Raw genomic sequence first — 20,920 nt, forward strand, 5'->3', positions numbered from 1 at the left:
TTCCTTTCCTTTTCACAACCTTTGGTTTGTAATTGGAAATACAAATTTAAATTTGTATTGGCTGAATACAAATCACAATGCGTAAAGTTGCGAAACAACGTATGATTTGTTTCACATCACTTCGTAGCGGGGTTGTATGAGTGAATTTCCTGTTCGTACTGGCCACCAGCTGCCCCAGCTGCTGCAGGCCTACCGCAAGCAATCCGGCATGACCCAGACTGAGGTTGCCCGTCGGCTGGGCGTGACCCAGCAGAGCCTGTCTTCGCTGGAGCGCAATGCTGACAAGGTCAGTGCCGACCGGCTGGTGGAACTGCTCAACATCCTGGGCGTCGAGCTGGTGCTGCGCAAAGCGGACGATGCGCTCTCGAAGAGTGATACGCCCCCTTCCGACGACGCTTCATGGTGACCGCGCAGCGTCGCAAGCCCAGGGAGTTGGGCCTGTGGATGAATGGCAGTTTCGTTGGCACTTGGGCCATCACGGCGCAAGGCGACAGCCTGCACTACGATCCGCAGTGGGTGGCATCGCCCGGCGGCCGTCCCTTGTCGCTGTCGCTGCCTTTCAAGCCCGGCAATCCGCCCCATCGTGGCGAGATCGTCCACCACTATTTCGACAACCTGCTTCCCGACAGCAAGCTCATCCGCGAACGCCTTGCACGCCGCTACCAGGCCGCCGACACCGATGCCTTTGCACTGTTGGCCGAAGCGGGCCGGGATTGCGTGGGTGCACTCCAGATCCTGCCGAGGGGCGTGGTGCTCTCAGCCAGAACGGTGATCCAGTCCCGGCCCTTGAGTGACAACGAAGTCGCAGAGTTGCTGCATCAGATTACGGAGCCCATGCCCTTGGGCCTGAAGGACGATGGAGAGCTGCGCCTCTCATTGGCAGGAGCCCAGGAGAAGACCGCCCTGTTGTGGTACCAGGATCAATGGTGCCTGCCTCACGGTAGCACTCCCACTACGCACATCCTGAAATTGCCCATGGGCGTGGTCGGTGGCCTCAAGCTTGATCTGCGCCATTCGATCGAGAATGAATGGCTGTGCTCACGCATCCTGGCGGCCTATGGCATGCCGGTGGCCACCTGCGAACTCTTGCGTTTTGGAGCGCAGCGGGTATTGTCGGTGGAGCGCTTCGACCGCCGCTGGAGCCGCGATCCGGTCAGCGGGCAGACCGTACTGCTGCGTTTGCCGCAGGAAGACCTGTGCCAGGCCAGCGGGATTTCCCCCTGGCTCAAATATGAAGCCGATGGCGGTCCGGGCATGAAGGAGATCATGGCGCTTCTGGGCGGTGCCATCGATCCGGTGGCGGCGCGTCGCTACTTCTTCCAGGCGCAGGTGTTGTTCTGGATGCTGTGGGCGACCGACGGCCATGCCAAGAATTTCTCGCTCTTCCTCAAGCCCGGTGGCCGATATGAACCGACGCCGCTGTATGACGTGCTGTCTGTCTTGCCCATGATCGGCGAAGGGCCCGGCAAGTTGTCGCCGCATCGGGCTGCCATGGCGATGGCGGTGCGGTCCCGCAACGTGCATCGCAGGATGAAAGATATCCTGCCACGTCACTGGGCGGCCCTCGGCACGCACTTCGGGGTCGTGGCCGAGAGCGGTGAAGGGCCGCTGGCGCTGCTGCGTGAACTGGGCGAGCGTACCGAGCAAGTCATTGCCGCGGTGCAAGCCGATCTGCCGGACGGATTCCCGTCCAAAGTCGCCGCAGCGATTCTGAAAGGTTTGCGCCAGTCGGCAGACAGCTTGCTGGCCTTTGTGAAATCGGCGTGAGATTCCCGTCAAGTGATACTTCGAATTAGCATTTCACCAACAATCTCCGCTGCCCAATAAATAATCACCCGCAAAGATGTAACCGCGCCCGATTCTTGTTGGGCGAGGCAGGCAATCGCGCTAAAATAGCGCCCTTCCCCGTATCTCCCCCTATCCACGTCGTGAACATTGGGCCCTATTCCCTGCGCAACAACGTGTTCGTCGCCCCCATGGCGGGTGTGACAGACCGTCCGTTCCGCCAGTTGTGCAAGCAGCTGGGGGCGGGTTATGCCGTCTCGGAAATGGCTGCGTCCGACCCGCGCCTGTGGCAGAGCGAGAAGACCTCGCGCCGCATCAACCACGATGGCGAGATGGAACCCAAGGCGGTGCAGATCGCCGGGGCCGATCCCGTCATGCTGGCCGATTGCGCGAAGTACAACGTCGAGCGCGGTGCGCAGATCATCGACATCAACATGGGCTGCCCGGTCAAGAAAGTCTGCAACAGCTGGTGCGGTTCGGCCCTGCTGCAGGACGAGGAACTGGTGGCGCGCATCCTGGACGCGGTGGTGTCGGCGGTAGATGTGCCGGTGACCCTGAAATTCCGCACCGGCTGGAACCGCGCCAACAAGAACGCCCTCAAGATTGCTGAGCGCGCCGAGGCCGCCGGTATCGCCATGCTGACCCTGCACGGCCGCACCCGCGCCGACGGCTACAGCGGTGAAGCTGAGTACGAAACCATCGCGGCCGTGAAGGCCGCCGTGAAGATCCCGGTGGTGGCCAATGGCGACATCACCACGCCCGAGAAGGCGCGCGAAGTCCTGCGCATCACCGGGGCCGACGCGGTCATGGTCGGCCGCGCCGCCCAGGGGCGTCCCTGGATCTTCCGCGAGATCGATCACTTCCTGCGCACCGGCGAGCACCTGCCGGCACCGCTGGTGACCGAGGTGGCGCATCTGATGGATGAACACCTGCAAGCCCATTACGCCTTCTATGGCGACTACCTGGGCGTGCGCACGGCACGCAAGCACATCGGCTGGTATGTGCGCGACCTGCCGGGCGGCGAGACTTTCCGCCGCAGCATGAACCGCATCGAAGACTGCGGCCAGCAGTTGCAGGCGGTACGGCAGTTCTTTGCTGACCAGGCCGTGCACGGCGATCGCCTGCAATACGGACTGGCCGACGAGGTAGCCCTGGCCGCCTGAAGCAACACCGCAGGATGGCAGGACAGCACGACAGGGCCAAGGGGTTCGGATGCGCTGGCGCGAGCGGCAACAGCGGGCGCAATTGATCAACAACACGGCATCGCCACGCACCATCGCGCCCGGGGGAATACGGCGCATTCAGGCTTGCGGGGTGGCGCCGACAAGAACAGAAGCAGCAGAGCAATGAGCAAAGAAAGTATTGAGGATGTCGTCAAGAAGAGCCTGGAAAAATATTTCCGGGATCTGGGTGAACAGCTACCGACCAATGTCTACGACATGGTGCTGGCCACGGTCGAAAAACCGGTCTTCGAGACCGTGATGGCGCGCGCCGAGGGCAACCAGTCCCAGGCCGCCGAGATCCTTGGCATCAACCGCAACACGCTGCGCAAGAAACTGCAGCAGCACGGCCTGCTGTAGCCGCCACCATCCTTGCCGGCGCGCCAGTGAGGGCGTCGGGCGGGTGCGCGGGTGCAGCTTCCTTCCACGGTTTTTCAGGTTTCCTTTTCCTTACCAGTCTTGCCTACCATGATCAAACAAGCACTCATTTCCGTATCCGACAAGGCAGGCGTGCTCGATTTCGCGCGCGCGCTGTCCGCCATGGGCGTCAACATCCTGTCCACCGGCGGCACCGCCAAGCTGCTGGCCGACAATGGCGTGCCGGTCACCGAAGTGGCCGACTACACCGGTTTCCCGGAAATGCTGGATGGCCGCGTGAAGACGCTGCATCCCAAGGTCCATGGCGGCATCCTGGCCCGTCGCGATTTCCCCGAGCACGTCGCCGCCTTGGAGCAGCACGGCATCCCCACCATCGACATGGTGGTGGTGAACCTGTACCCGTTCCAGCAGACCGTGGCCAAGGAAGAATGCGCGCTGGAAGACGCGATCGAGAACATCGACATCGGCGGCCCGGCCATGCTGCGTTCCTCGGCCAAGAACCACAAGGACGTCATCGTCATCTGCGATCCGACCGACTATGAAGGCGTGCTGGCCGAGCTGAAGTCCGGTGGCGACCTGCCCTACGAAAAGCGTTTCGCGCTGGCCAAGAAGGTCTTCGCCCACACCGCGCAATACGATGGCGCCATCACCAATTACTTCACCTCGCTGGGTGAAGACAAGCAGCACAGCACCCGCAGCGCCTACCCGGCGACCCTGAATCTTCACTTCGAGAAGGTCCAGGACATGCGCTACGGCGAGAACCCGCACCAGAGCGCCGCCTTCTACCGCGACATCAAGAAGGTCGATGGCGCCCTGGCCAACTACACCCAGCTGCAGGGCAAGGAACTGTCCTTCAACAACATCGCCGACGCCGATGCCGCCTGGGAATGCGTCAAGAGCTTCGACCCGGCCACGGAAGCAGCCTGCGTCATCATCAAGCACGCCAACCCCTGCGGCGTGGCCATCGGCGCCAACCCGCTGGAAGCCTACAGCAAGGCCCTGCAGACCGACCCGACCTCGGCCTTCGGCGGCATCATCGCCTTCAACCGCGAAGTGGACGCCGCAGCGGCCGAAGCCGTGGCCAAGCAATTCCTGGAAGTGCTGATCGCCCCGTCCTTCAGCGCCGAAGCCAAGCAGATCTTCGCTGCCAAGCAGAACGTGCGCTTGCTGGAAATCCCGCTGGGTACCGGCCTGAACGGCTATGACTTCAAGCGCGTCGGCGGTGGCCTGCTGGTGCAGTCGCCGGACGCCAAGAACGTCCTGCTGGCCGATGTGAAGGTGGTCAGCAAGAAGCAGCCGACCCAGCAGCAACTGCAGGACCTGATGTTCGCCTGGCGCGTGGCCAAGTTCGTCAAGTCCAATGCCATCGTGTTCTGCGGCAATGGCATGACGCTTGGTGTCGGTGCCGGCCAGATGAGCCGTATCGATTCCGCCCGTATCGCCTCCATCAAGGCGCAGAATGCCGGCCTGACCCTGGCCGGTTCGGCCGTGGCGTCGGATGCCTTCTTCCCGTTCCGCGATGGCCTGGATGTGGTGGTCGATGCCGGTGCCACCTGCGTCATCCACCCGGGTGGCTCCATGCGCGACCAGGAAGTCATCGATGCAGCCAATGAGCGCGATGTCGTGATGCTGCTGACGGGGACGCGTCACTTCCGTCACTGATCAACAGCGCTTGCTGTAACGAAAACGCCTGGCTTCATGCCGGGCGTTTTTGTCTGTGCTTCGTGTGCCGCGGCACGCTGGGCTCAGCTGTTTTCGCTGATCAATCCTTCATGCACGGCAATGCGCGTCAAGGCCGCTTCAAACCGCTGGCGCGATTCCGAGGTCAACTGCTGCAGGTATTGATGCAATTGCGCGTCAGCCACGTTGCGGTTGGCGCATTGCGCGCTGTAGTGCTCGAACTGCGACAGCTGCATCAGCAATTCCGCCACGTGGCGCGGGCACTCGCAGGCCACCGTGGTGGACTGGTTGGCAAAGGCGATCAACTCGTTGTCATTCCAGCGGCGCGGCGGTAGCGCCTTGTCACCTGCCTCGTCGTCGCGCGCCGGTGAGGACAGTGCGGCCAGCCCGCGCAACCATTGCAGGATCACCACATCGGGCTGCGGCGCACGCAGCAGGCTGATGCCCACCGCTGCCAGCGTCTCGCACACCGCCTCGCTGGCAAATCCATACAGCACCGCCATTGGCAGCCCGCTCAGTGCCGGTGCCGAACTTTCCAGCGCACCCAGCCAGCCGGCGTGCAACTGCGGTTCGTGCAGCAGCAGGGCATCCACTTCTTCCCGCTTCAAGGCCATGGCCGCCTGTTCGATGCTCTCGAACGGGCCCAGCAACTGCAGCGGACGCCCCAGGCGCTGCAGCAGGCCGGGCTTGTCCAGGCGCTGCGCCAGGGTGGAGCCGATCACGGCCAGCCGCCACTGACCCTGCACTGCATCCGGTGGTGTCGGGCGGGCTGCATGCAGTTCGGCGTGGGTGGCTGCGACTTGCTGCAACTGGTCCATGTCCAGCCCGGCCAGGCTGCCGATGGCATGGCCCAGTTCGGTCAATTGCCGGATCAGCGCCAAACGCCGTACGTCGGCTTCCGAATAAAGACGCTGGCCGCTGGGCGAAAGCTTGCCCTGCGTCAGCGCGTAGCGGCGCTCCCACACGCGTAGCGTGGCCACCGGCATGCGCAGCATGCGCGCCACCGCGCCAGTACGGCGCAAGGCTTCGCCAGCGGGTTTGTCGGCCGCAAGGGCAGGGGAAGAGGTCGATTGCGCAAGGCTCATGATGGTCTCCGGTGAATCATGTTTGACACAGATTATAGACGCGAATTTGGCGTCATGAGTCAAGTGTGACGCATTTATTCAGTACAATCCTGAGTCATGAAACCGAAAAGCCAAGTCAACGGACATCGCGGCAACAAGGCGCACTTGCCCAGCAAGCCCTGCGCCGTGTGCGGCCTGCCCATGACCTGGCGGCGTGCCTGGGCGAAGAACTGGGACGAGGTCAAATACTGTTCCGAAGCCTGCCGCCGCAAGCGCGCCCACCCTGGCCTTTGAGGAGTCGAGCCATGTATCGCAAACATCAATTCGACCTGGTGCTGGATACACCTTCCCCGGAAGATGCACCCGTTGCACCCGCCGCTGCCACGGTCGCGGCCGTCCCTGCGCCGCGACCGCTGGCATTGCTGCCCTTGCTGCCGACCCTGGCCGCTGCGCGCGAGCGTATCGCCGCCGTGCGTCCCGGTGCCTATGCCCGCACCCGCAACAGCCTGGATGGCGCGGTGACCGGCCTGTCGCCCTATCTCACGCACGGCCTGGTCAGCCTGCGCGAAGTGCTGGCGGGCGTGTGCAGCCGCCAGGCGCTGGATGTGCAGCACAAGTTTGTCTACGAGCTCGGCTGGCGCGCCTTCTACCGCTACGTCTGGGCCAGGCGCGGGGCGCGCATCTTCGATTCGCTGCATGCCGGTCCGCTCCCGGAGGCGGCCTATGCGCGCGAACTGCCGGCCGATATCCGCGAAGCCGCCACCGGCCTGCCGGTGATCGACCAGGCCGTGCGTACCCTGTATGCCACCGGTACCCTGCACAATCACGCGCGCATGTGGCTGGCCAGTTATGTGGTGCATCTGCGCAAGGTGCACTGGCGCGCGGGGGCGGACTGGATGGTCGGCCATCTGCTCGATGGCGACCTCGCCAGCAATCACCTGAGCTGGCAATGGGTGGCGGGCACTGGCAGCCACAAGCCTTACCTGTTCAATGCCGAGAACGTCGCCAAGTACGCCCCGGCCGAGTGGCATAGCCCGGGGACCGTGGTCGACACCTCCTATGAAGCGTTGGGCGAAATCGCCCTCCATCCCGACCCGGTGGCGGCCGAACCCGCCCAGCGCACGCGCGAGCGCTGCAAGGAGCCGGCCCTGCTGCCGGTGCCACCTGAACATTTGGGCAGTGTGGGCCCGGAGGCGCAGGCCGTGGCCGGACGCGATGTCTGGCTGGTCCATCCGTGGAGCCTGGGCGAGTTGCCGTCCGACCTGTCGGCCGACACCGTGGTGGTGGGTCTGTATCTCTCGGACTTCCATCTGCTCTGGCCTTGGGACCAGCGCCGTTGGGATTTCGTCGGTGCGCGCATGCGCGAGCTGACTCCGCTGTGCTGGCACGGTGACGCCGCCACCGTCGGCCGTGCGCTCAAGTCTGCCCGCAGCGTACGTTGCGTGGCTGATCCGCATCTCGCCCCCTGGTTGCCGCTGTGGGCGCAGTGCGTGGCACCGCCCGAGTTGTTCCCGGTGGTGGACAAGCCCAGCGACCTGTTCACCCAATGGTGGCGTCGCAGCACGCAAGGCCTGCAGACGGCAGCCGAGTTGCTGGCGCGCACCGAACGCAAGGAGCGGCGCGATGGCGGATCCTGACGCTCGCCCACCACAGCATGAGATTACCGTGCTGTACGACGGCGCCTGCCCGCTGTGCCGGCGCGAGATTGGCGTGTACCAGCGCGGTGCGGGGGATGCCCCGCTGCGCTTTTGCGACATCAGCCGCCCGGATATGCCCGCCATGGAGCTTCCGGCGGGGCTCACGCGCCAGCAGCTGCTGGCGCGCTTTCATGTGCGTCGCGCGGATGGCGTGGTCTTCAGCGGTGCCGAAGCCTTCGTGCAGCTGTGGGCGAGCTTGCCGGGGTGGCGCTGGCTGGCCCGGCTGGCACGTTTGCCCGGCATGCTGTGGCTGATGGAGCGCAGCTATCGCGGCTTCCTGCGCGTGCGTCCGGCCGTGCAACGCCTGGTGGTGCGGCTCGAACGCCGCCAGGACCGAGGCTGAGATGAGCGTGGGTCTGGTCTGGTTCAAGCGCGACCTGCGCTTGCGCGATCATGCGGCGCTGGCTGAGGCTGCGCGATGCGAGCGTGCGTTTGCGGTCTTCATCATCGAGCCAGCCTGGCTGCAGAGTTTTGAATGCGATCCACGGCATGTGGACTTCCTGTTGCGTTCCCTTGCCCCCTTGCAGATCGAATTGAAGCAGCGCGGCCTGCCTTTGCTGGTACGCATTGGCGAGGCGGTGCAGGTATTGGAATCGCTGCGCCGGCAGTGGGGCGTGACCCATCTTTTCAGTCATGAAGAAACCGGCCCGGCCTGGAGCTATGCCCGCGATATTTCGGTCAACCGCTGGAGCCGCATCCAGGGCGTGCGGTGGCAGGAGTTTGCGCAAACCGGCGTGGTGCGCCGCCTGCGCAGCCGCGACGGCTGTGCCGCGCGCTGGGTACAGCGCATGGAGGCAACGCAGGTTGCCAATCCTGTCGGCTTCCTGGCACCGCAAGGGATGCAGCCCGACAGGCTGCCCACATTGAGCGAACTGGGTTTGCCCGGGGTGCGCCTGCAACCACCCGCCGGCGAGGCGGCAGCGTGGGATACGCTGCGCGCCTTCCTCGGCGGCGGCGGGCGCGATTACCGGCGTGGCATGTCCAGTCCGCTGAGCGCACCCGAAGCCTGCAGCCGGCTCAGTGCGCATCTGGCCTTCGGCACCATTTCCATGCGCAGCGTGCATCAGGCCACCGAGCTGGCCATCGAACACACGGCCGACCGCGAGCTGGCCTACGGCCTGCGCGGCTTCTCCAGCCGCCTGCGCTGGCATTGCCACTTCATGCAGAAGCTGGAAGACCAGCCTGATATCGAATGGCGCAACGTGGCGCGTTCGCTGGATGGCTTGCGTCCGGGCGATGGCGGTCCGTGGGGCGTGGAGGCGCAGGCGCGTTTCGATGCCTGGTGCGAAGGCCGTACCGGCTATCCCATGATCGATGCCTGCATGCGCCAGCTGTGCGCCACCGGTTGGCTCAACTTCCGCATGCGCGCCATGCTGGTCAGCTTTGCCGCCTATCACCTGTGGCTGCACTGGCGCGCTCCGGGGCTGTTCCTGGCGCGGCAGTTCCTGGATTTTGAGCCGGGCATCCACTGGAGCCAGATGCAGATGCAATCCGGCACCACCGGCATCAACACCCTGCGCATCTATTCGCCGGCCAAGCAGGCGCGCGATCATGATCCGATGGGCGAGTACGTGCGGCGCTGGGTGCCGGAATTCGGCACGGCGGCTTATCCCGATCCCATCGTGGATGAGAAGACGGCGCTCCAGCACGCCAAGGATGCCCTCTACGGCCAGCGCAGCAGCAGTACCGCGCGCGCGGAAGCCGATGCCATCCAGGACAAGCATGGCTCGCGCAAGAGCGGCCTGCCCTCGACCACCCAGCGCCGCCCGCGCCAGAAAATGCCGGATCCGGGGCAGGGCGTCCTGTTCTGACGCGAGATGCCCGCCTGATCGGTTAGACTGGCGGGCATGAAAATCCTCGGTATCGACCCTGGCTTGCGCACCACCGGTTTCGGGGTCATCCACAAGCAGGGCAACACGCTGTCCTATATCGCCTCCGGCACCATCAAGACGCCGGACGGCGACCTGCCGTCACGCCTGAAGGTGATCCTGGCCAGTGTCGGTGAAGTGGTGAAGTCCTATGCGCCGGACTGCGCGGCCATCGAAAAAGTGTTCGTCAACGTCAATCCGCAATCTACCTTGCTGCTGGGGCAGGCGCGCGGCGCGGCCATTTGCGCGCTGGTGGCCGCCGACCTGGCGGTCGCCGAATACACGGCCCTGCAGGTCAAGCAAGCCGTAGCCGGCCATGGACGCGCCCAGAAGGCGCAGGTGCAGGAGATGGTGGCGCGGCTGCTGAAGCTGCCCGGCCTGCCGGGCACCGACGCCGCCGATGCGCTGGGCGTGGCGATCTGCCATGCGCATGGGGGAGGCGTCTTGTCGGACCTCGGCGCGCTGGCCCCGGCGCTGGCGCGCAAGGGCATCCGCATGCGCGGCGGGCGTCTGGTCGGTTAGTTTTTTTTCTTGAAGAGCGACAGCACGCGCTGCGCCAGCTTCACCACTACCAGCACCACTGCCCCTGCGACTACCCCGAAGAGAGCATTGAGGACCGCCGGGGTGATTGCCCCGAGGACTGGTCCGACCACCGCGATCCCCTCTACGGCTTGCGCTGCTGCCTCGATGGCGTGATGCGCGAAGGGCAGGCCGTGGGTCAGGATGCCGCCGCCGACCATGAACATGGCAATCGTCCCGATCACCGACAGGCTGCGCATCATCTTCGGTGCGGCCGCCAGGACGGCCCGTCCGATACCGGCCTTGAAGCGCCCCCAGGCGCTCGCGCCCGCATGCTGCACCAGGTAGAGGCCACCATCATCGAGCTTGACGATGCCGGCCACCAGTCCATACACGCCCGCCGTCATGATCAGGGCGATGCCCACCAGCACCGTGATCTGCTGCTGCAGGGGCGCACCGGCGACCGTACCCAGGGTGATGGCGATGATTTCGGCCGAGAGGATGAAGTCGGTGCGCACGGCATCCTTGATCTTTTCCTGCTCGTAGACCAGCGGATCGACGTCGTCGGCCGTCTTGGCGGCGACTTCATGATGTTCGTCATCATGCGGAAGATACTTGTGCGCCAGTTTCTCGAAGCCCTCGAAGCAAAGGAACGCGCCGCCCAGCATCAGCAGCGGCGTCACCGCCCAGGGGATGAAGGCACTGATGGCCAGCGCCGCCGGTACCAGGATGGCCTTGTTCTTCAACGAACCCTTGGCCACCGCCCAGACCACCGGCAGCTCCCGCTCGGCGCGTACGCCCGCCACCTGCTGGGCGTTGAGGGCCAGGTCGTCGCCCAGCACGCCGGCCGTCTTCTTGGCGGCCACCTTGGTCATCAGGGAAACGTCATCGAGCACGGTGGCGATGTCGTCAATCAATGCGAAGAAGGCGCTACCGGCCATGTTTTTCCTTTGTCTTCATCTAAGGGGAGGAGGCTTGGATACTGTTTATCCGAACAGTGCTGTATCATCGCGGGATTATCACAGAAGCTGCCTCCCACGCACATCCCTGACGCCATGATCGGTCGCCTCTCCGGAATTCTTCTAGAAAAAATCCCCCCGAACCTGCTGGTCGACTGCCAGGGCGTCGGTTACGAAGTGGCCGTGCCCATGAGCACCTACTACAACCTGCCGGGCCTGGGCGAGCAGGTCACGCTGCTGACCCACCTGGCCATCCGCGAGGATGCGCACATCCTGTTCGGGTTTGGGACCGCCGAAGAACGCAATACGTTCAAGGAGCTCATCAAGATTTCCGGCGTGGGCGCGCGCACGGCGCTGTCCATCCTTTCCGGCATGTCGGTGGCCGACCTGGCCCAGGCCGTGACCCTGCAGGAAGCCGGCCGCCTGACCCGGGTGCCCGGTATCGGCAAGAAGACCGCCGAACGCCTGCTGCTGGAACTGAAGGGCAAGCTCGGCGCCGATCTGGGCGCGGTGGCCGGCGTGGTCCATAGCGATGCCTCGGCCGACATCCTCAATGCCCTGCTGGCCCTGGGCTATTCGGACAAGGAAGCGACCCTGGCCATGAAGCAGGTGCCCAAGGACAGCAGCGTCTCGGACGGCATCAAGCTGGCCTTGAAGGCGCTCTCCAAGGGCTGATGCACAGGCAAAAGGCAGACAAGGATTAGAGCATGAGCATCCAGACCGACGATTTCTCCGAACAGCGCATCATCTCCGCCACCCCGGCCTCGGCCAACGAGGAAGCCATCGAGCGTGCGCTGCGGCCCAAGCAACTGGACGAATACGTCGGCCAGGAAAAGGTGCGTGCCCAGCTCGAAATCTTCATCTCGGCCGCCCGCAAGCGCGGCGAGCCGCTCGACCACACCCTGCTGTTCGGCCCGCCCGGCCTGGGCAAGACCACCATGGCCCACATCATCGCCCGCGAAATGGGCGTGAACCTGCGCCAGACCTCAGGCCCCGTGCTCGAGCGCGCCGGCGACCTGGCGGCCTTGCTCACCAATCTCGAAGCCAATGACGTGCTCTTCATTGACGAGATCCACCGCATGTCGCCGGTGGTGGAGGAAATCCTCTACCCGGCGCTGGAAGATTATCAGATCGACATCATGATCGGCGAAGGCCCGGCCGCCCGATCGGTGCGCCTGGACCTGCAGCCTTTCACGCTGGTGGGTGCCACCACCCGTGCCGGCATGCTGACCAATCCGCTGCGCGACCGCTTCGGCATCGTCGCCCGGCTGGAGTTTTATACGCCACCCGAGTTGGCTCGCATCGTGACCCGCAGTGCCGGGTTGCTCAATGCTCCCATCGTCGAGGAGGGCGCGCTGGAAATCGCCCGCCGCAGCCGTGGTACGCCGCGTATCGCCAACCGCCTGCTGCGCCGCGTGCGTGACTATGCCGAGGTCAAGGGCGAAGGCCGCATCACCCGCGAGATGGCCGATGCCGCCCTGGTGATGCTGGACGTGGACCCGGTCGGTTTCGACCTGATGGACCGCAAGCTGCTGGAGGCCGTGCTCTTCAAGTTCGGCGGCGGCCCGGTCGGGCTGGACAACCTGGCGGCAGCCATCGGTGAAGAACGCGACACCATCGAAGACGTGCTGGAACCTTACCTGATCCAGCAAGGCTACCTGCAGCGCACCCCGCGCGGGCGCATCGCCACCGGTGCGGCCTATCAGCACTTTGGCGTGACTGCACCGCAAAGCGGCCTGAACGGCGAACTCTGGGGCGGCTGAGCTCGGCCATTCCCAAGCTGGACAGGACTGTTGCAGCCAGTGGAAAACAGCATGACGCGCAGCAGCACAATCTGATGAAATTTTTGTCAGATCTCGTATAAAAGCGAGTTTTTGCTTGTGCAAAAATTAATCGTCATCGACAATGGATAGCTATTCACTATCTTTCGATGTGAGCCCTCCATGCTAATGTCGAGCCAAGCCCTTCGATACGCGCATCAGCTGCTGGATGCCCGCGCCCAGTCCCGCATCATCCCGCGCATTTCCGAGTCCGAGCCGCTGTCGGTGGAAGACGCCTACGAAATCGCCCACAACATCCGCAACATCCGTGTCGCCCAGGGCGAGCAGCCCATCGGCCGCAAGATCGGGTTCGTGGTGCGCAAGAACTGGGAGCGCTACGGCATCATCGACGATGCCCGCATCCCGACCTGGGCGCCGATGTACGATACCACGGTACGCTTCGCCGAAGACAATCACGGCGCGCAGTCGCTCACCGGTGCAGTGCAGCCGCGCATCGAACCGGAGATCGTCTTCAAGCTTGGCAAGACCCCGGCACCCGGCGCCTCGCTCATCGAGCTGGCCGATTGCCTGGAATGGATGGCGCATGGCTTCGAGATCGTGGTCTGCCCCTTCCCCAATTGGGAATTCACGGTGGCCGATTCGATTGCCGCTTTCGGCTTGCACGGCACCCTGATCGTGGGCGAGCCGCACGTGCTCTCTTCGGCGACCAAGCATCACTTGCCGCAGATCCTGGCCAGCGCCAGCGTCTCCCTGTCCTGCAATACGGAATCGTCCAGCGTGCTGCGCGCGGCCGGCTTCTGCAATGACGAGATGGACAGCCCGCTACACGCCCTGTGGCACCTGCACCAGCTCCTGCAGAAGCAGTCCCGGTTCCGCCAGTTGCAGGCCGGCGAGATCATCAGTACCGGCACCTGGACCGATGCCTGTCCCATCGAACCCGGCCAGACCTGGACCACGGCCTTCTCGGGCGTGACCCTGCCGGGCCTGACCGTGTCTTTCGTCTGAAGCGGGCGAACGCACACTGATGGCGATCTGGGTGGATGCCGACGCCTGTCCGGGCGTCATCAAGGACATGCTGTTCCGGGTGGCCGACCGCACCACGATCATCGTGACGCTGGTGGCCAACCGCCCCTTGCGCACGCCGCCTTCGCGTTACATCAAATCCATGGTGGTGCCGGCCGGCTTCGACGTGGCCGACAAGGAAATCGCCCGCCAGTGTGAACCCGGCGACCTGGTCATCACCGCCGACATCCCGCTGGCCGCCGACGTGGTGGCCAAGGGCGCGCTGGCACTCAATCCACGCGGCGAGCTCTATACGGCCCAGAACATCGGCCATCACCTCAGCACCCGCAATTTCATGGAAGAGCTGCGCAGCAGCGGCGTCGAGACCGGCGGCCCGGCCGCCTTCAGTGCCAGCGACGGCCGCGCCTTCGCCCGCGAGTTGGACCGTTACGTGCTCAAAGCTTCACGTCCGGCCTGACGCGTCGGCATTACTGCTCCCGCAGCCAGGTCTGGGTGCGGCCCAGCATGGGCATGCCGACAAAACCGCGCACATTGAGCTTTTGCCCGTCATCGACGACTGACAGCTTGCTCTTGTAGACCTTGCCATTGGCCGGATCGATGATCTGGCCGCCGTTGTATTCCTCACCGTCTTTCTTCAGGCCAGACAGGATGGTCATGCCGATGACCGGCTTGTCCTTGAGCTCGCCTTCGCACTTCTGGCAGACCGGGTTCTGGTCTTCTTCCGGTGCACGGAAGAGCTTCTCGATCTTGCCGCTCAACTCGCCATTGTTCTCGCTGATGCGGATGAGTGCCTTGGGTTTGCCGGTGGCGTCGTCGATGCTCTTCCACAAGCCCACCGGCGAGCCATCGGCCCAGGCGGCAGCACTGGAGAGCAGGGTAGCGGCCAGCAGCGACAGCGTGGCCAGGCGGGAAGGGGAGGAAATACGGGTCATGCTTGTCTCCTGTTATCAAGTCGAATGCGATAAAAAAGCACGATTGTTCTAATTTTTTCGATCCAGTCTAGACAAGCCCGCGCCGCAAGGCAAGCACAAAAAAACAAAAGCCGCCGCCCCGCAAGGGGACGACGGCTTCATGAAGAAACAGACCGGCTTACTTGAGCTTGGCCAGCTGTTCCTTCACCTTTTCCAGCGTAGCGCTGAAGTTGGCAACACGTTCCTTCTCCTGTGCCACCACGGCCTCGGGAGCACGCGCCACGAAGCTCTCATTGGACAGCTTGCCGTTGGCCTTGGCGATCTCGCCGGTCAGGCGAGTGACTTCCTTGCCGAGGCGTTCACGTTCGGCGGCCACGTCGATTTCCACCTTCAGCATCAGCTTGACTTCGCCGACGATGGCCACCGGTGCCGGCGACTCCGGCAGTTGCGGCACGATCGTGGCTTCCGACAGGCGCACCAGCCCTTGCAGGTAAGGCAGGAAGGATTCCACGGCCGACGCATCGGCGGCTTCCACGATCAGCGGCACACGCAGCGACGGCGCCAGCTGCATCTCGCCGCGCAGGTTGCGGCAGGCATCGGTGTAGGCTTTGAACTGGGCGACCCAGGCCTCGGCATCGGTGTCGATCTTTTCCAGGTCGGGGCGCGGATAGGCTTGGCGCATGATGGAGTCGCCCGCCGGATCCGGCTTGCGATCGGTCAGCGGCGCCACGCTCTGCCACAGCTGCTCGGTGATGAAGGGCAGCACCGGATGGGCCAGGCGCAGCACGCTTTCCAGCACGCGCAAGAGCGTGCGGCGGGTGGCGCGCTGTTGTGCTTCATTGCCGCTCTGGATCTGGGCCTTGGCCATTTCCAGGTACCAGTCGCAGTACTCGTCCCAGACGAACTTGTAGATCGCGGTGGCGATGTTGTCGAAGCGGTAGTCGGCAAAGCCCTTTTCGACTTCCGCTTCGGTACGCTGCAGCAGCGACACGATCCAGCGGTCAGCCTTGGAGAATTGCAGCTTCTCCTTGTCGCAGACACCCTTCTCGTGGCCGTCGAAACCGCAGTCCTGGCCTTCGGTATTCATCAGCACGAAGCGGGTGGCGTTCCACAGCTTGTTGCAGAAGTTGCGATAGCCTTCGCAGCGGTTCAGGTCGAAGTTGATGTTGCGGCCCAGGGTCGCCAGCGAGGCGAAGGTGAAGCGCAGCGCATCGGTGCCGAAGGCCGGGATGCCATCGGCAAATTCCTTGCGGGTGGCCTTCTCGATGCTGGCGGCCTGCTTGGGATTCATCAGGCCGACCGTACGCTTGGCCACCAGCTCGTCCACGCCGATGCCATCGATCAGGTCGATCGGGTCCAGGGTGTTGCCCTTGGACTTCGACATCTTCTGGCCCGAGGCATCGCGCACCAGGCCGTGGACGTAGACAGTGTCAAACGGCACCTTGCCGGTGAAGTGCGTGGTCATCATGACCATGCGCGCCACCCAGAAGAAGATGATGTCGAAGCCCGTCACCAGCACCGAGGAGGGCAGGAACAGCTTGTAGTCCGGGGTTTCTTCCGGCCAGCCCAGGGTGGAGAAGGGCACCAGCGCCGAGGAGAACCAGGTGTCGAGCACGTCTTCATCGCGCTTGACGGCCTTGCCGCCGGCTTGCTTCTTTGCTTCTTCTTCGGTGCGGGCAACGTAGATGCCGCCGTCCTCATCGTACCAGGCCGGGATCTGGTGGCCCCACCACAGTTGGCGCGAGATGCACCAGTCCTGGATGTTGTTGAGCCACTGGTTGTAGGTGTTGGTCCAGTTCTCGGGCACGAACTTGATCTCGCCCGAAGAAACCTTTTCCAGCGCGGTCTCGGCAATCGACTTGCCGGGGAAGAAGGTCCCTTCCGGTGCCGGCTTGCTCATGGCGACGAACCATTGGTCGGTCAGCATCGGCTCGATCACTACGCCGGTACGGTCGCCACGCGGCACCATCAGCTTGTGCGGCTTGACCAGTTCCAGCAGGCCCAGCGCGTCCAGGTCGGCCACGATCTGCTTGCGCGCCTCGAAGCGGTCCAGGCCCTGGTACTTCTCGGGCGAGTTCTCGTTGATGGTGGCCTTCAAGGTGAAGACGCTGATCATTTCCAGGTTGTGGCGTGCGCCGACCTGGTAGTCGTTGAAGTCGTGGGCCGGGGTGATCTTCACGCAGCCGGTGCCGAATTCCTTGTCGACGTATTCATCCTTGATGATGGGGATCTCGCGGCCCACCAACGGCAGCTTGATCATCTTGCCTACCAGCGCGGCGTAGCGTTCGTCAGTCGGGTCCACGGCCACGGCGACGTCGCCCAGCATGGTTTCCGGACGGGTGGTGGCCACCACGATATGGCCGCTGCCATCGGCCAGCGGGTACTTGATGTGCCACATGGAGCCGTCTTCCTCCTCCGACACCACTTCCAGGTCGGAGACGGCGGTGCCCAGCACCGGGTCCCAGTTCACCAGGCGTTTGCCACGGTAGATCAGGCCTTGCTCGTAGAGGCGCACGAAGACTTCGGTAACGGCCTTGGACATCTTCGGGTCCATCGTGAAGTATTCACGGGCCCAGTCGGTGGAGGCGCCCATGCGGCGCATCTGGCCGGTGATGGTGGAGCCGGATTTTTCCTTCCACTCCCACACCTTCTCGACGAATTTTTCACGGCCCAGGTCGTGGCGCGAGACCTTCTGCGCATCCAGCTGGCGTTCCACCACGATCTGGGTGGCGATGCCGGCGTGGTCGGTGCCGGGGATCCAGGCGGTGTTGTAGCCGCGCATGCGGTGGTAGCGCGTCAGGCCATCCATGATGGTCTGGTTGAACGCGTGACCCATGTGCAGGGTGCCGGTCACATTGGGCGGCGGCAGCTGGATGGAAAACGAGGGCTTCTCCGCGTCGGTGGTGGCGGCGAAGTAACCGCGCTTTTCCCATTCCTCGCGCCAGAATTTCTCAATCTCGGCGGGCTCGAACGACTTGGCTAATTCCATGATTTGACGTGTGTTTTTGCGAAACCCAACATTATAAGGGACGGATAGTACAAAGCCCCCAAAACGTCGCCGCGAGCCGGCGAAGAATTCCGGTACCAGCGGTATTTGCAAAGGAATGCTGCTATGATCTGACCTGTCTGGTCAGATTGGAGGTATTCATGCGTACATGGCAAATACAAGAAGCCAAGGCTCAGTTTTCGGAACTGGTGCGGGATACGGAGCGCTCGGGTCCGCAGGAAATCACCTGGCACGGTCGCTCAGTAGCGGTAGTCATGTCGAAAGCAGACTATGAGCGGCTCAGCGGCGCAGATTTGACCTTGGTCGAATTTATGCGGCGTTCGCCGCTTTACGATGCAGATGATGTTGAATTCGAGCGTGATACCAGCCTGACGAGGGAGGTTGACCTTTGAGTTATCTGCTCGACACCAATGTCCTGTCAGAACTGCGTCGCCGTGAGCCCAATCCCCGGGTCGTGGAATGGTTTGCGCGCAGGCCTCCAGCTACCTTGTACCTGAGCGTCCTCACCATGGGCGAAATTCGAAAAGGTGCCGATAACAAGCCGCCGGGGCCTGCAAAGTTGCGCTTGATAGATTGGCTGGAAACTGAGTTGCCCGCCTATTTTGCCGGAAGAATCTTGCCGATTGATGTTGTCGTGGCAGACCGATGGGGGCGCATTCAGGCAGCAGCGGGGCGTCCGGTTGCAGCGGTTGACAGCCTCTTGGCCGCCACTGCACTCGTGCACGGACTGACCATGGTGACCCGCAATCGCAAAGATTTTCAGTTCCCGGGTCTGCAAGTGATCGATCCTTGGGCTGAGTGAAAATGCTGCGCTGCACACCCAGCCCATCTGAAATGAAACCTTGTTCCTTGCGCCGATTGGAGTAGAATCCGGCCCACGACACGGACTGCGCAAGCAGCCCGCGTCGCATCGCTAGGGGTCCTGGCACCGGAGCACATGCTCTGGCAGCCGGGTGAGAAATACCCTTGAACCTGATCTGGATAATGCCAGCGAAGGGAAGCAACCGGCAGCATGACGCACCCACGGCCCTGTATCACCTCCACGCCGTCCGTCCTCTTCCGCAACCTCCTTTGCTGGCTCCGAGCCAAGAGTCATCAAGCAAAGGAGCCGAAATGAATGCCAACCCGAAATTCCTGTCCGCGACGGCAACCGTCGACGAGGCAGCCGTCCAGCCTCTGCCGAATTCCCGCAAGATCTACGTGACCGGCTCGCGCCCGGATATCCGCGTGCCCATGCGCGAGATCAGCCAGGCCGACACCCCCGCCATGTTCGGCTCGGAAAAGAACCCGCCGATCTATGTCTACGACACCTCCGGCCCCTACACCGACCCGGACGTGAAGATCGACATCCGCGCCGGCCTGTCCACCCCGCGCCTGCCCTGGATCCTGGAACGCAACGACACCGAGGAACTGCCCGGCCCGACTTCCGAATACGGCCAGCAGCGCCTGAACGACCCGGCCCTGGCCGAGCTGCGCTTCAACCTGCACCGCAAGCCGCGCCGCGCCAAATCGGGCGCCAACGTCACCCAGATGCACTACGCGCGCCGCGGCATCATCACGCCGGAAATGGAATTCATCGCCATCCGCGAAAACCTGCGCCGCAAGGAATACCTGGAGCAATTGAAGGCCTCCGGCCCCATGGGCAACAAGCTGGCCGACCTGATGGGCCGCCAGCATCCGGGCCAATCCTTCGGTGCATCGATTCCCGCCGAGATCACCGCGGAATTCGTGCGTGACGAAGTCGCACGCGGCCGCGCCATCATCCCCGCCAACATCAACCACCCGGAAGTCGAACCGATGATCATCGGCCGCAATTTCCTGGTGAAGATCAACGCCAACATCGGCAACTCGGCGGTCACTTCTTCCATCGGTGAGGAAGTGGAAAAGATGACCTGGGCCATCCGCTGGGGTGGCGACAACGTCATGGACCTCTCCACCGGCAAGAACATCCACGAGACCCGTGAATGGATCATCCGCAATTCGCCGGTGCCCATCGGCACCGTGCCGATCTACCAGGCACTGGAAAAGGTCAACGGCAAGGCCGAGGACCTGACCTGGGAAATCTTCCGCGACACCTTGATCGAGCAAGCCGAGCAGGGCGTGGACTACTTCACCATCCACGCCGGCGTACGCCTGCAATACGTGCCGCTGACGGCCAAGCGCATGACCGGCATCGTCTCGCGTGGCGGCTCCATCATGGCCAAGTGGTGCCTGGCGCATCACCGCGAATCTTTCCTCTACGAACACTTCGAAGAGATCTGCGAAATCATGAAAGCCTATGACGTCAGCTTCAGCCTGGGCGATGGCCTGCGTCCCGGCTCGATCTACGACGCCAACGACGAAGCCCAGCTGGGCGAGCTGCGCACCCTCGGCGAACTGACCCAGATTGCCTGGAAGCACGACGTGCAGGTGATGATCGAAGGCCCCGGCCACGTGCCCATGCATCTCATCAAGGAGAACATGGACCTGCAGCTGGAGCAGTGCCACGAAGCCCCGTTCTATACCCTGGGCCCCTTGACCACCGACATCGCTCCCGGCTACGACCACATCACCTCCGGCATCGGTGCCGCGCAGATCGGCTGGTACGGCACGGCCATGCTGTGCTACGTCACCCCCAAGGAACACCTGGGCCTGCCCAACAAGACCGACGTCAAGGACGGCATCATCACCTACAAGATCGCCGCGCACGCCGCCGACCTGGCCAAGGGCCATCCGGGCGCGCAGATCCGTGACAACGCGCTGTCCAAGGCGCGCTTCGAGTTCCGCTGGGAAGACCAGTTCAACATCGGCCTGGACCCCGACAAGGCGCGCGAATTCCACGACGAAACCCTGCCCAAGGATTCGGCCAAGGTGGCGCACTTCTGCTCCATGTGCGGCCCGCATTTCTGCTCCATGAAGATCACCCAGGAAGTGCGTGATTACGCCGCCAAGGAAGGCATCTCCGAGATCGACGCCTTGAAGCAAGGCATGCAGGTGAAATCGGTGGAGTTCGTCAAGATGGGCGCAGAGATCTATTCGAAGCAGTAAG

21 protein-coding genes and 1 riboswitch are annotated in these 20,920 nt (G+C 63.4%); of the genes, 17 read left to right on the forward strand and 4 right to left on the reverse strand.

The window, feature by feature from the left end; all coding sequences use genetic code 11:
- Positions 1-136: 136 nt before the first annotated feature.
- The 5 genes from FYB76_RS06710 to purH all read left to right on the forward strand — a co-directional run bounded on the left by FYB76_RS06710 (position 137) and on the right by purH (position 5,045).
- Positions 137-406 (forward strand): helix-turn-helix domain-containing protein, encoded by a 270-nt coding sequence (locus FYB76_RS06710; protein ID WP_154133093.1) that lies wholly within the window; start codon positions 137-139, stop codon positions 404-406.
- The gene (locus FYB76_RS06715; protein WP_154133094.1) at positions 400-1,767 is read left to right on the forward strand and encodes a type II toxin-antitoxin system HipA family toxin; all 1,368 of its coding nucleotides are present in this window, start codon (positions 400-402) and stop codon (positions 1,765-1,767) included. The genes FYB76_RS06710 and FYB76_RS06715 overlap by 7 nt, the downstream gene beginning before the upstream one ends.
- 161 nt (positions 1,768-1,928) lie before the next feature.
- A complete protein-coding gene (dusB, locus tag FYB76_RS06720) occupies positions 1,929-2,948 on the forward strand; it encodes a tRNA dihydrouridine synthase DusB (protein WP_284076468.1) in 1,020 nt (339 codons plus the stop codon).
- A 183-nt stretch (positions 2,949-3,131) separates the two neighbouring features.
- The gene (locus FYB76_RS06725) at positions 3,132-3,365 is read left to right on the forward strand and encodes a Fis family transcriptional regulator (protein WP_006463627.1); all 234 of its coding nucleotides are present in this window, start codon (positions 3,132-3,134) and stop codon (positions 3,363-3,365) included.
- Positions 3,366-3,473: 108 nt separating this feature from the next.
- Positions 3,474-5,045: a bifunctional phosphoribosylaminoimidazolecarboxamide formyltransferase/IMP cyclohydrolase gene (gene purH / locus FYB76_RS06730; RefSeq protein WP_154133095.1), complete on the forward strand. Its 1,572-nt coding sequence runs from the start codon at positions 3,474-3,476 to the stop codon at positions 5,043-5,045.
- 83 nt (positions 5,046-5,128) lie between these two features.
- On the opposite strand, the gene FYB76_RS06735 is transcribed toward purH, so the two are convergent.
- On the reverse strand, positions 5,129-6,148 hold the full coding sequence (locus FYB76_RS06735; RefSeq protein ID WP_154133096.1) for a MerR family transcriptional regulator: 1,020 nt from the start codon (positions 6,146-6,148) through the stop codon (positions 5,129-5,131).
- 96 nt (positions 6,149-6,244) lie between these two features.
- On the opposite strand from FYB76_RS06735, the gene FYB76_RS06740 reads away from it, so the two are divergent.
- From FYB76_RS06740 to ruvC, 5 genes are read left to right on the forward strand one after another with little or no spacing between them, the layout of a single operon-like run.
- On the forward strand, positions 6,245-6,421 hold the full coding sequence (locus tag FYB76_RS06740; protein ID WP_088756225.1) for a DUF2256 domain-containing protein: 177 nt from the start codon (positions 6,245-6,247) through the stop codon (positions 6,419-6,421).
- A gap of 11 nt (positions 6,422-6,432) precedes the next feature.
- On the forward strand, positions 6,433-7,764 hold the full coding sequence (locus tag FYB76_RS06745; RefSeq protein ID WP_154133097.1) for an FAD-binding domain-containing protein: 1,332 nt from the start codon (positions 6,433-6,435) through the stop codon (positions 7,762-7,764).
- Positions 7,751-8,167 carry a thiol-disulfide oxidoreductase DCC family protein gene (locus FYB76_RS06750; RefSeq protein ID WP_154133098.1) on the forward strand — a complete coding sequence of 139 codons (417 nt, stop codon included), beginning with the start codon at positions 7,751-7,753 and terminating at the stop codon, positions 8,165-8,167. The genes FYB76_RS06745 and FYB76_RS06750 overlap by 14 nt, the downstream gene beginning before the upstream one ends.
- Position 8,168: 1 nt before the next feature.
- Positions 8,169-9,635, forward strand: coding sequence for an FAD-binding domain-containing protein (locus FYB76_RS06755; protein ID WP_154133099.1), 1,467 nt, complete (start codon positions 8,169-8,171; stop codon positions 9,633-9,635).
- A gap of 36 nt (positions 9,636-9,671) precedes the next feature.
- Positions 9,672-10,214 (forward strand): crossover junction endodeoxyribonuclease RuvC, encoded by a 543-nt coding sequence (ruvC, locus tag FYB76_RS06760; RefSeq protein ID WP_034341567.1) that lies wholly within the window; start codon positions 9,672-9,674, stop codon positions 10,212-10,214.
- Here the strand turns inward: ruvC and FYB76_RS06765 are convergent.
- The gene (locus FYB76_RS06765; RefSeq protein WP_154133100.1) at positions 10,211-11,152 is read right to left on the reverse strand and encodes a DUF808 domain-containing protein; all 942 of its coding nucleotides are present in this window, start codon (positions 11,150-11,152) and stop codon (positions 10,211-10,213) included. The genes ruvC and FYB76_RS06765 overlap by 4 nt on opposite strands.
- A gap of 114 nt (positions 11,153-11,266) precedes the next feature.
- Between FYB76_RS06765 and ruvA the strand changes: the two genes are divergently transcribed.
- The 4 genes from ruvA (at position 11,267) to FYB76_RS06785 (ending at position 14,431) form a co-directional block, all read left to right on the forward strand.
- Positions 11,267-11,845, forward strand: coding sequence for a Holliday junction branch migration protein RuvA (gene ruvA / locus FYB76_RS06770; RefSeq protein WP_154133101.1), 579 nt, complete (start codon positions 11,267-11,269; stop codon positions 11,843-11,845).
- 32 nt (positions 11,846-11,877) lie between these two features.
- Positions 11,878-12,933 carry a Holliday junction branch migration DNA helicase RuvB gene (gene ruvB, locus FYB76_RS06775; protein ID WP_154133102.1) on the forward strand — a complete coding sequence of 352 codons (1,056 nt, stop codon included), beginning with the start codon at positions 11,878-11,880 and terminating at the stop codon, positions 12,931-12,933.
- 180 nt (positions 12,934-13,113) lie between these two features.
- Positions 13,114-13,956 carry a 2-keto-4-pentenoate hydratase gene (locus FYB76_RS06780; protein ID WP_187697701.1) on the forward strand — a complete coding sequence of 281 codons (843 nt, stop codon included), beginning with the start codon at positions 13,114-13,116 and terminating at the stop codon, positions 13,954-13,956.
- Between the two features lie 19 nt (positions 13,957-13,975).
- Positions 13,976-14,431, forward strand: a complete 456-nt coding sequence (locus tag FYB76_RS06785; RefSeq protein WP_034333361.1) for a YaiI/YqxD family protein — start codon at positions 13,976-13,978, stop codon at positions 14,429-14,431.
- Positions 14,432-14,441: 10 nt separating this feature from the next.
- Here FYB76_RS06785 and FYB76_RS06790 read toward each other — a convergent pair whose 3' ends face one another.
- Entirely contained in the window at positions 14,442-14,906 is a 465-nt protein-coding gene (locus FYB76_RS06790) for a DUF2147 domain-containing protein (RefSeq protein WP_154133103.1), read from the reverse strand.
- Positions 14,907-15,063: 157 nt separating this feature from the next.
- Positions 15,064-17,874 (reverse strand): valine--tRNA ligase, encoded by a 2,811-nt coding sequence (locus FYB76_RS06795; RefSeq protein WP_154133104.1) that lies wholly within the window; start codon positions 17,872-17,874, stop codon positions 15,064-15,066.
- Between the two features lie 158 nt (positions 17,875-18,032).
- On the opposite strand from FYB76_RS06795, the gene FYB76_RS06800 reads away from it, so the two are divergent.
- The 3 genes from FYB76_RS06800 (at position 18,033) to thiC (ending at position 20,919) form a co-directional block, all read left to right on the forward strand.
- On the forward strand, positions 18,033-18,284 hold the full coding sequence (locus tag FYB76_RS06800; protein WP_088756279.1) for a type II toxin-antitoxin system Phd/YefM family antitoxin: 252 nt from the start codon (positions 18,033-18,035) through the stop codon (positions 18,282-18,284).
- The gene (locus FYB76_RS06805; RefSeq protein ID WP_088756213.1) at positions 18,281-18,694 is read left to right on the forward strand and encodes a type II toxin-antitoxin system VapC family toxin; all 414 of its coding nucleotides are present in this window, start codon (positions 18,281-18,283) and stop codon (positions 18,692-18,694) included. Before FYB76_RS06800 ends, FYB76_RS06805 begins: the two co-directional genes overlap by 4 nt.
- 103 nt (positions 18,695-18,797) lie before the next feature.
- A riboswitch (TPP riboswitch) is annotated at positions 18,798-18,908 on the forward strand.
- A gap of 97 nt (positions 18,909-19,005) precedes the next feature.
- Complete coding sequence (gene thiC / locus FYB76_RS06810; protein WP_154133105.1) at positions 19,006-20,919, forward strand: phosphomethylpyrimidine synthase ThiC; 1,914 nt, start codon at positions 19,006-19,008, stop codon at positions 20,917-20,919.
- Position 20,920: the final 1 nt, after the last annotated feature.

This window comes from Herbaspirillum sp. CAH-3 (assembly GCF_009668275.1).
GTDB classification, from domain to species: domain Bacteria; phylum Pseudomonadota; class Gammaproteobacteria; order Burkholderiales; family Burkholderiaceae_D; genus Herbaspirillum; species Herbaspirillum aquaticum.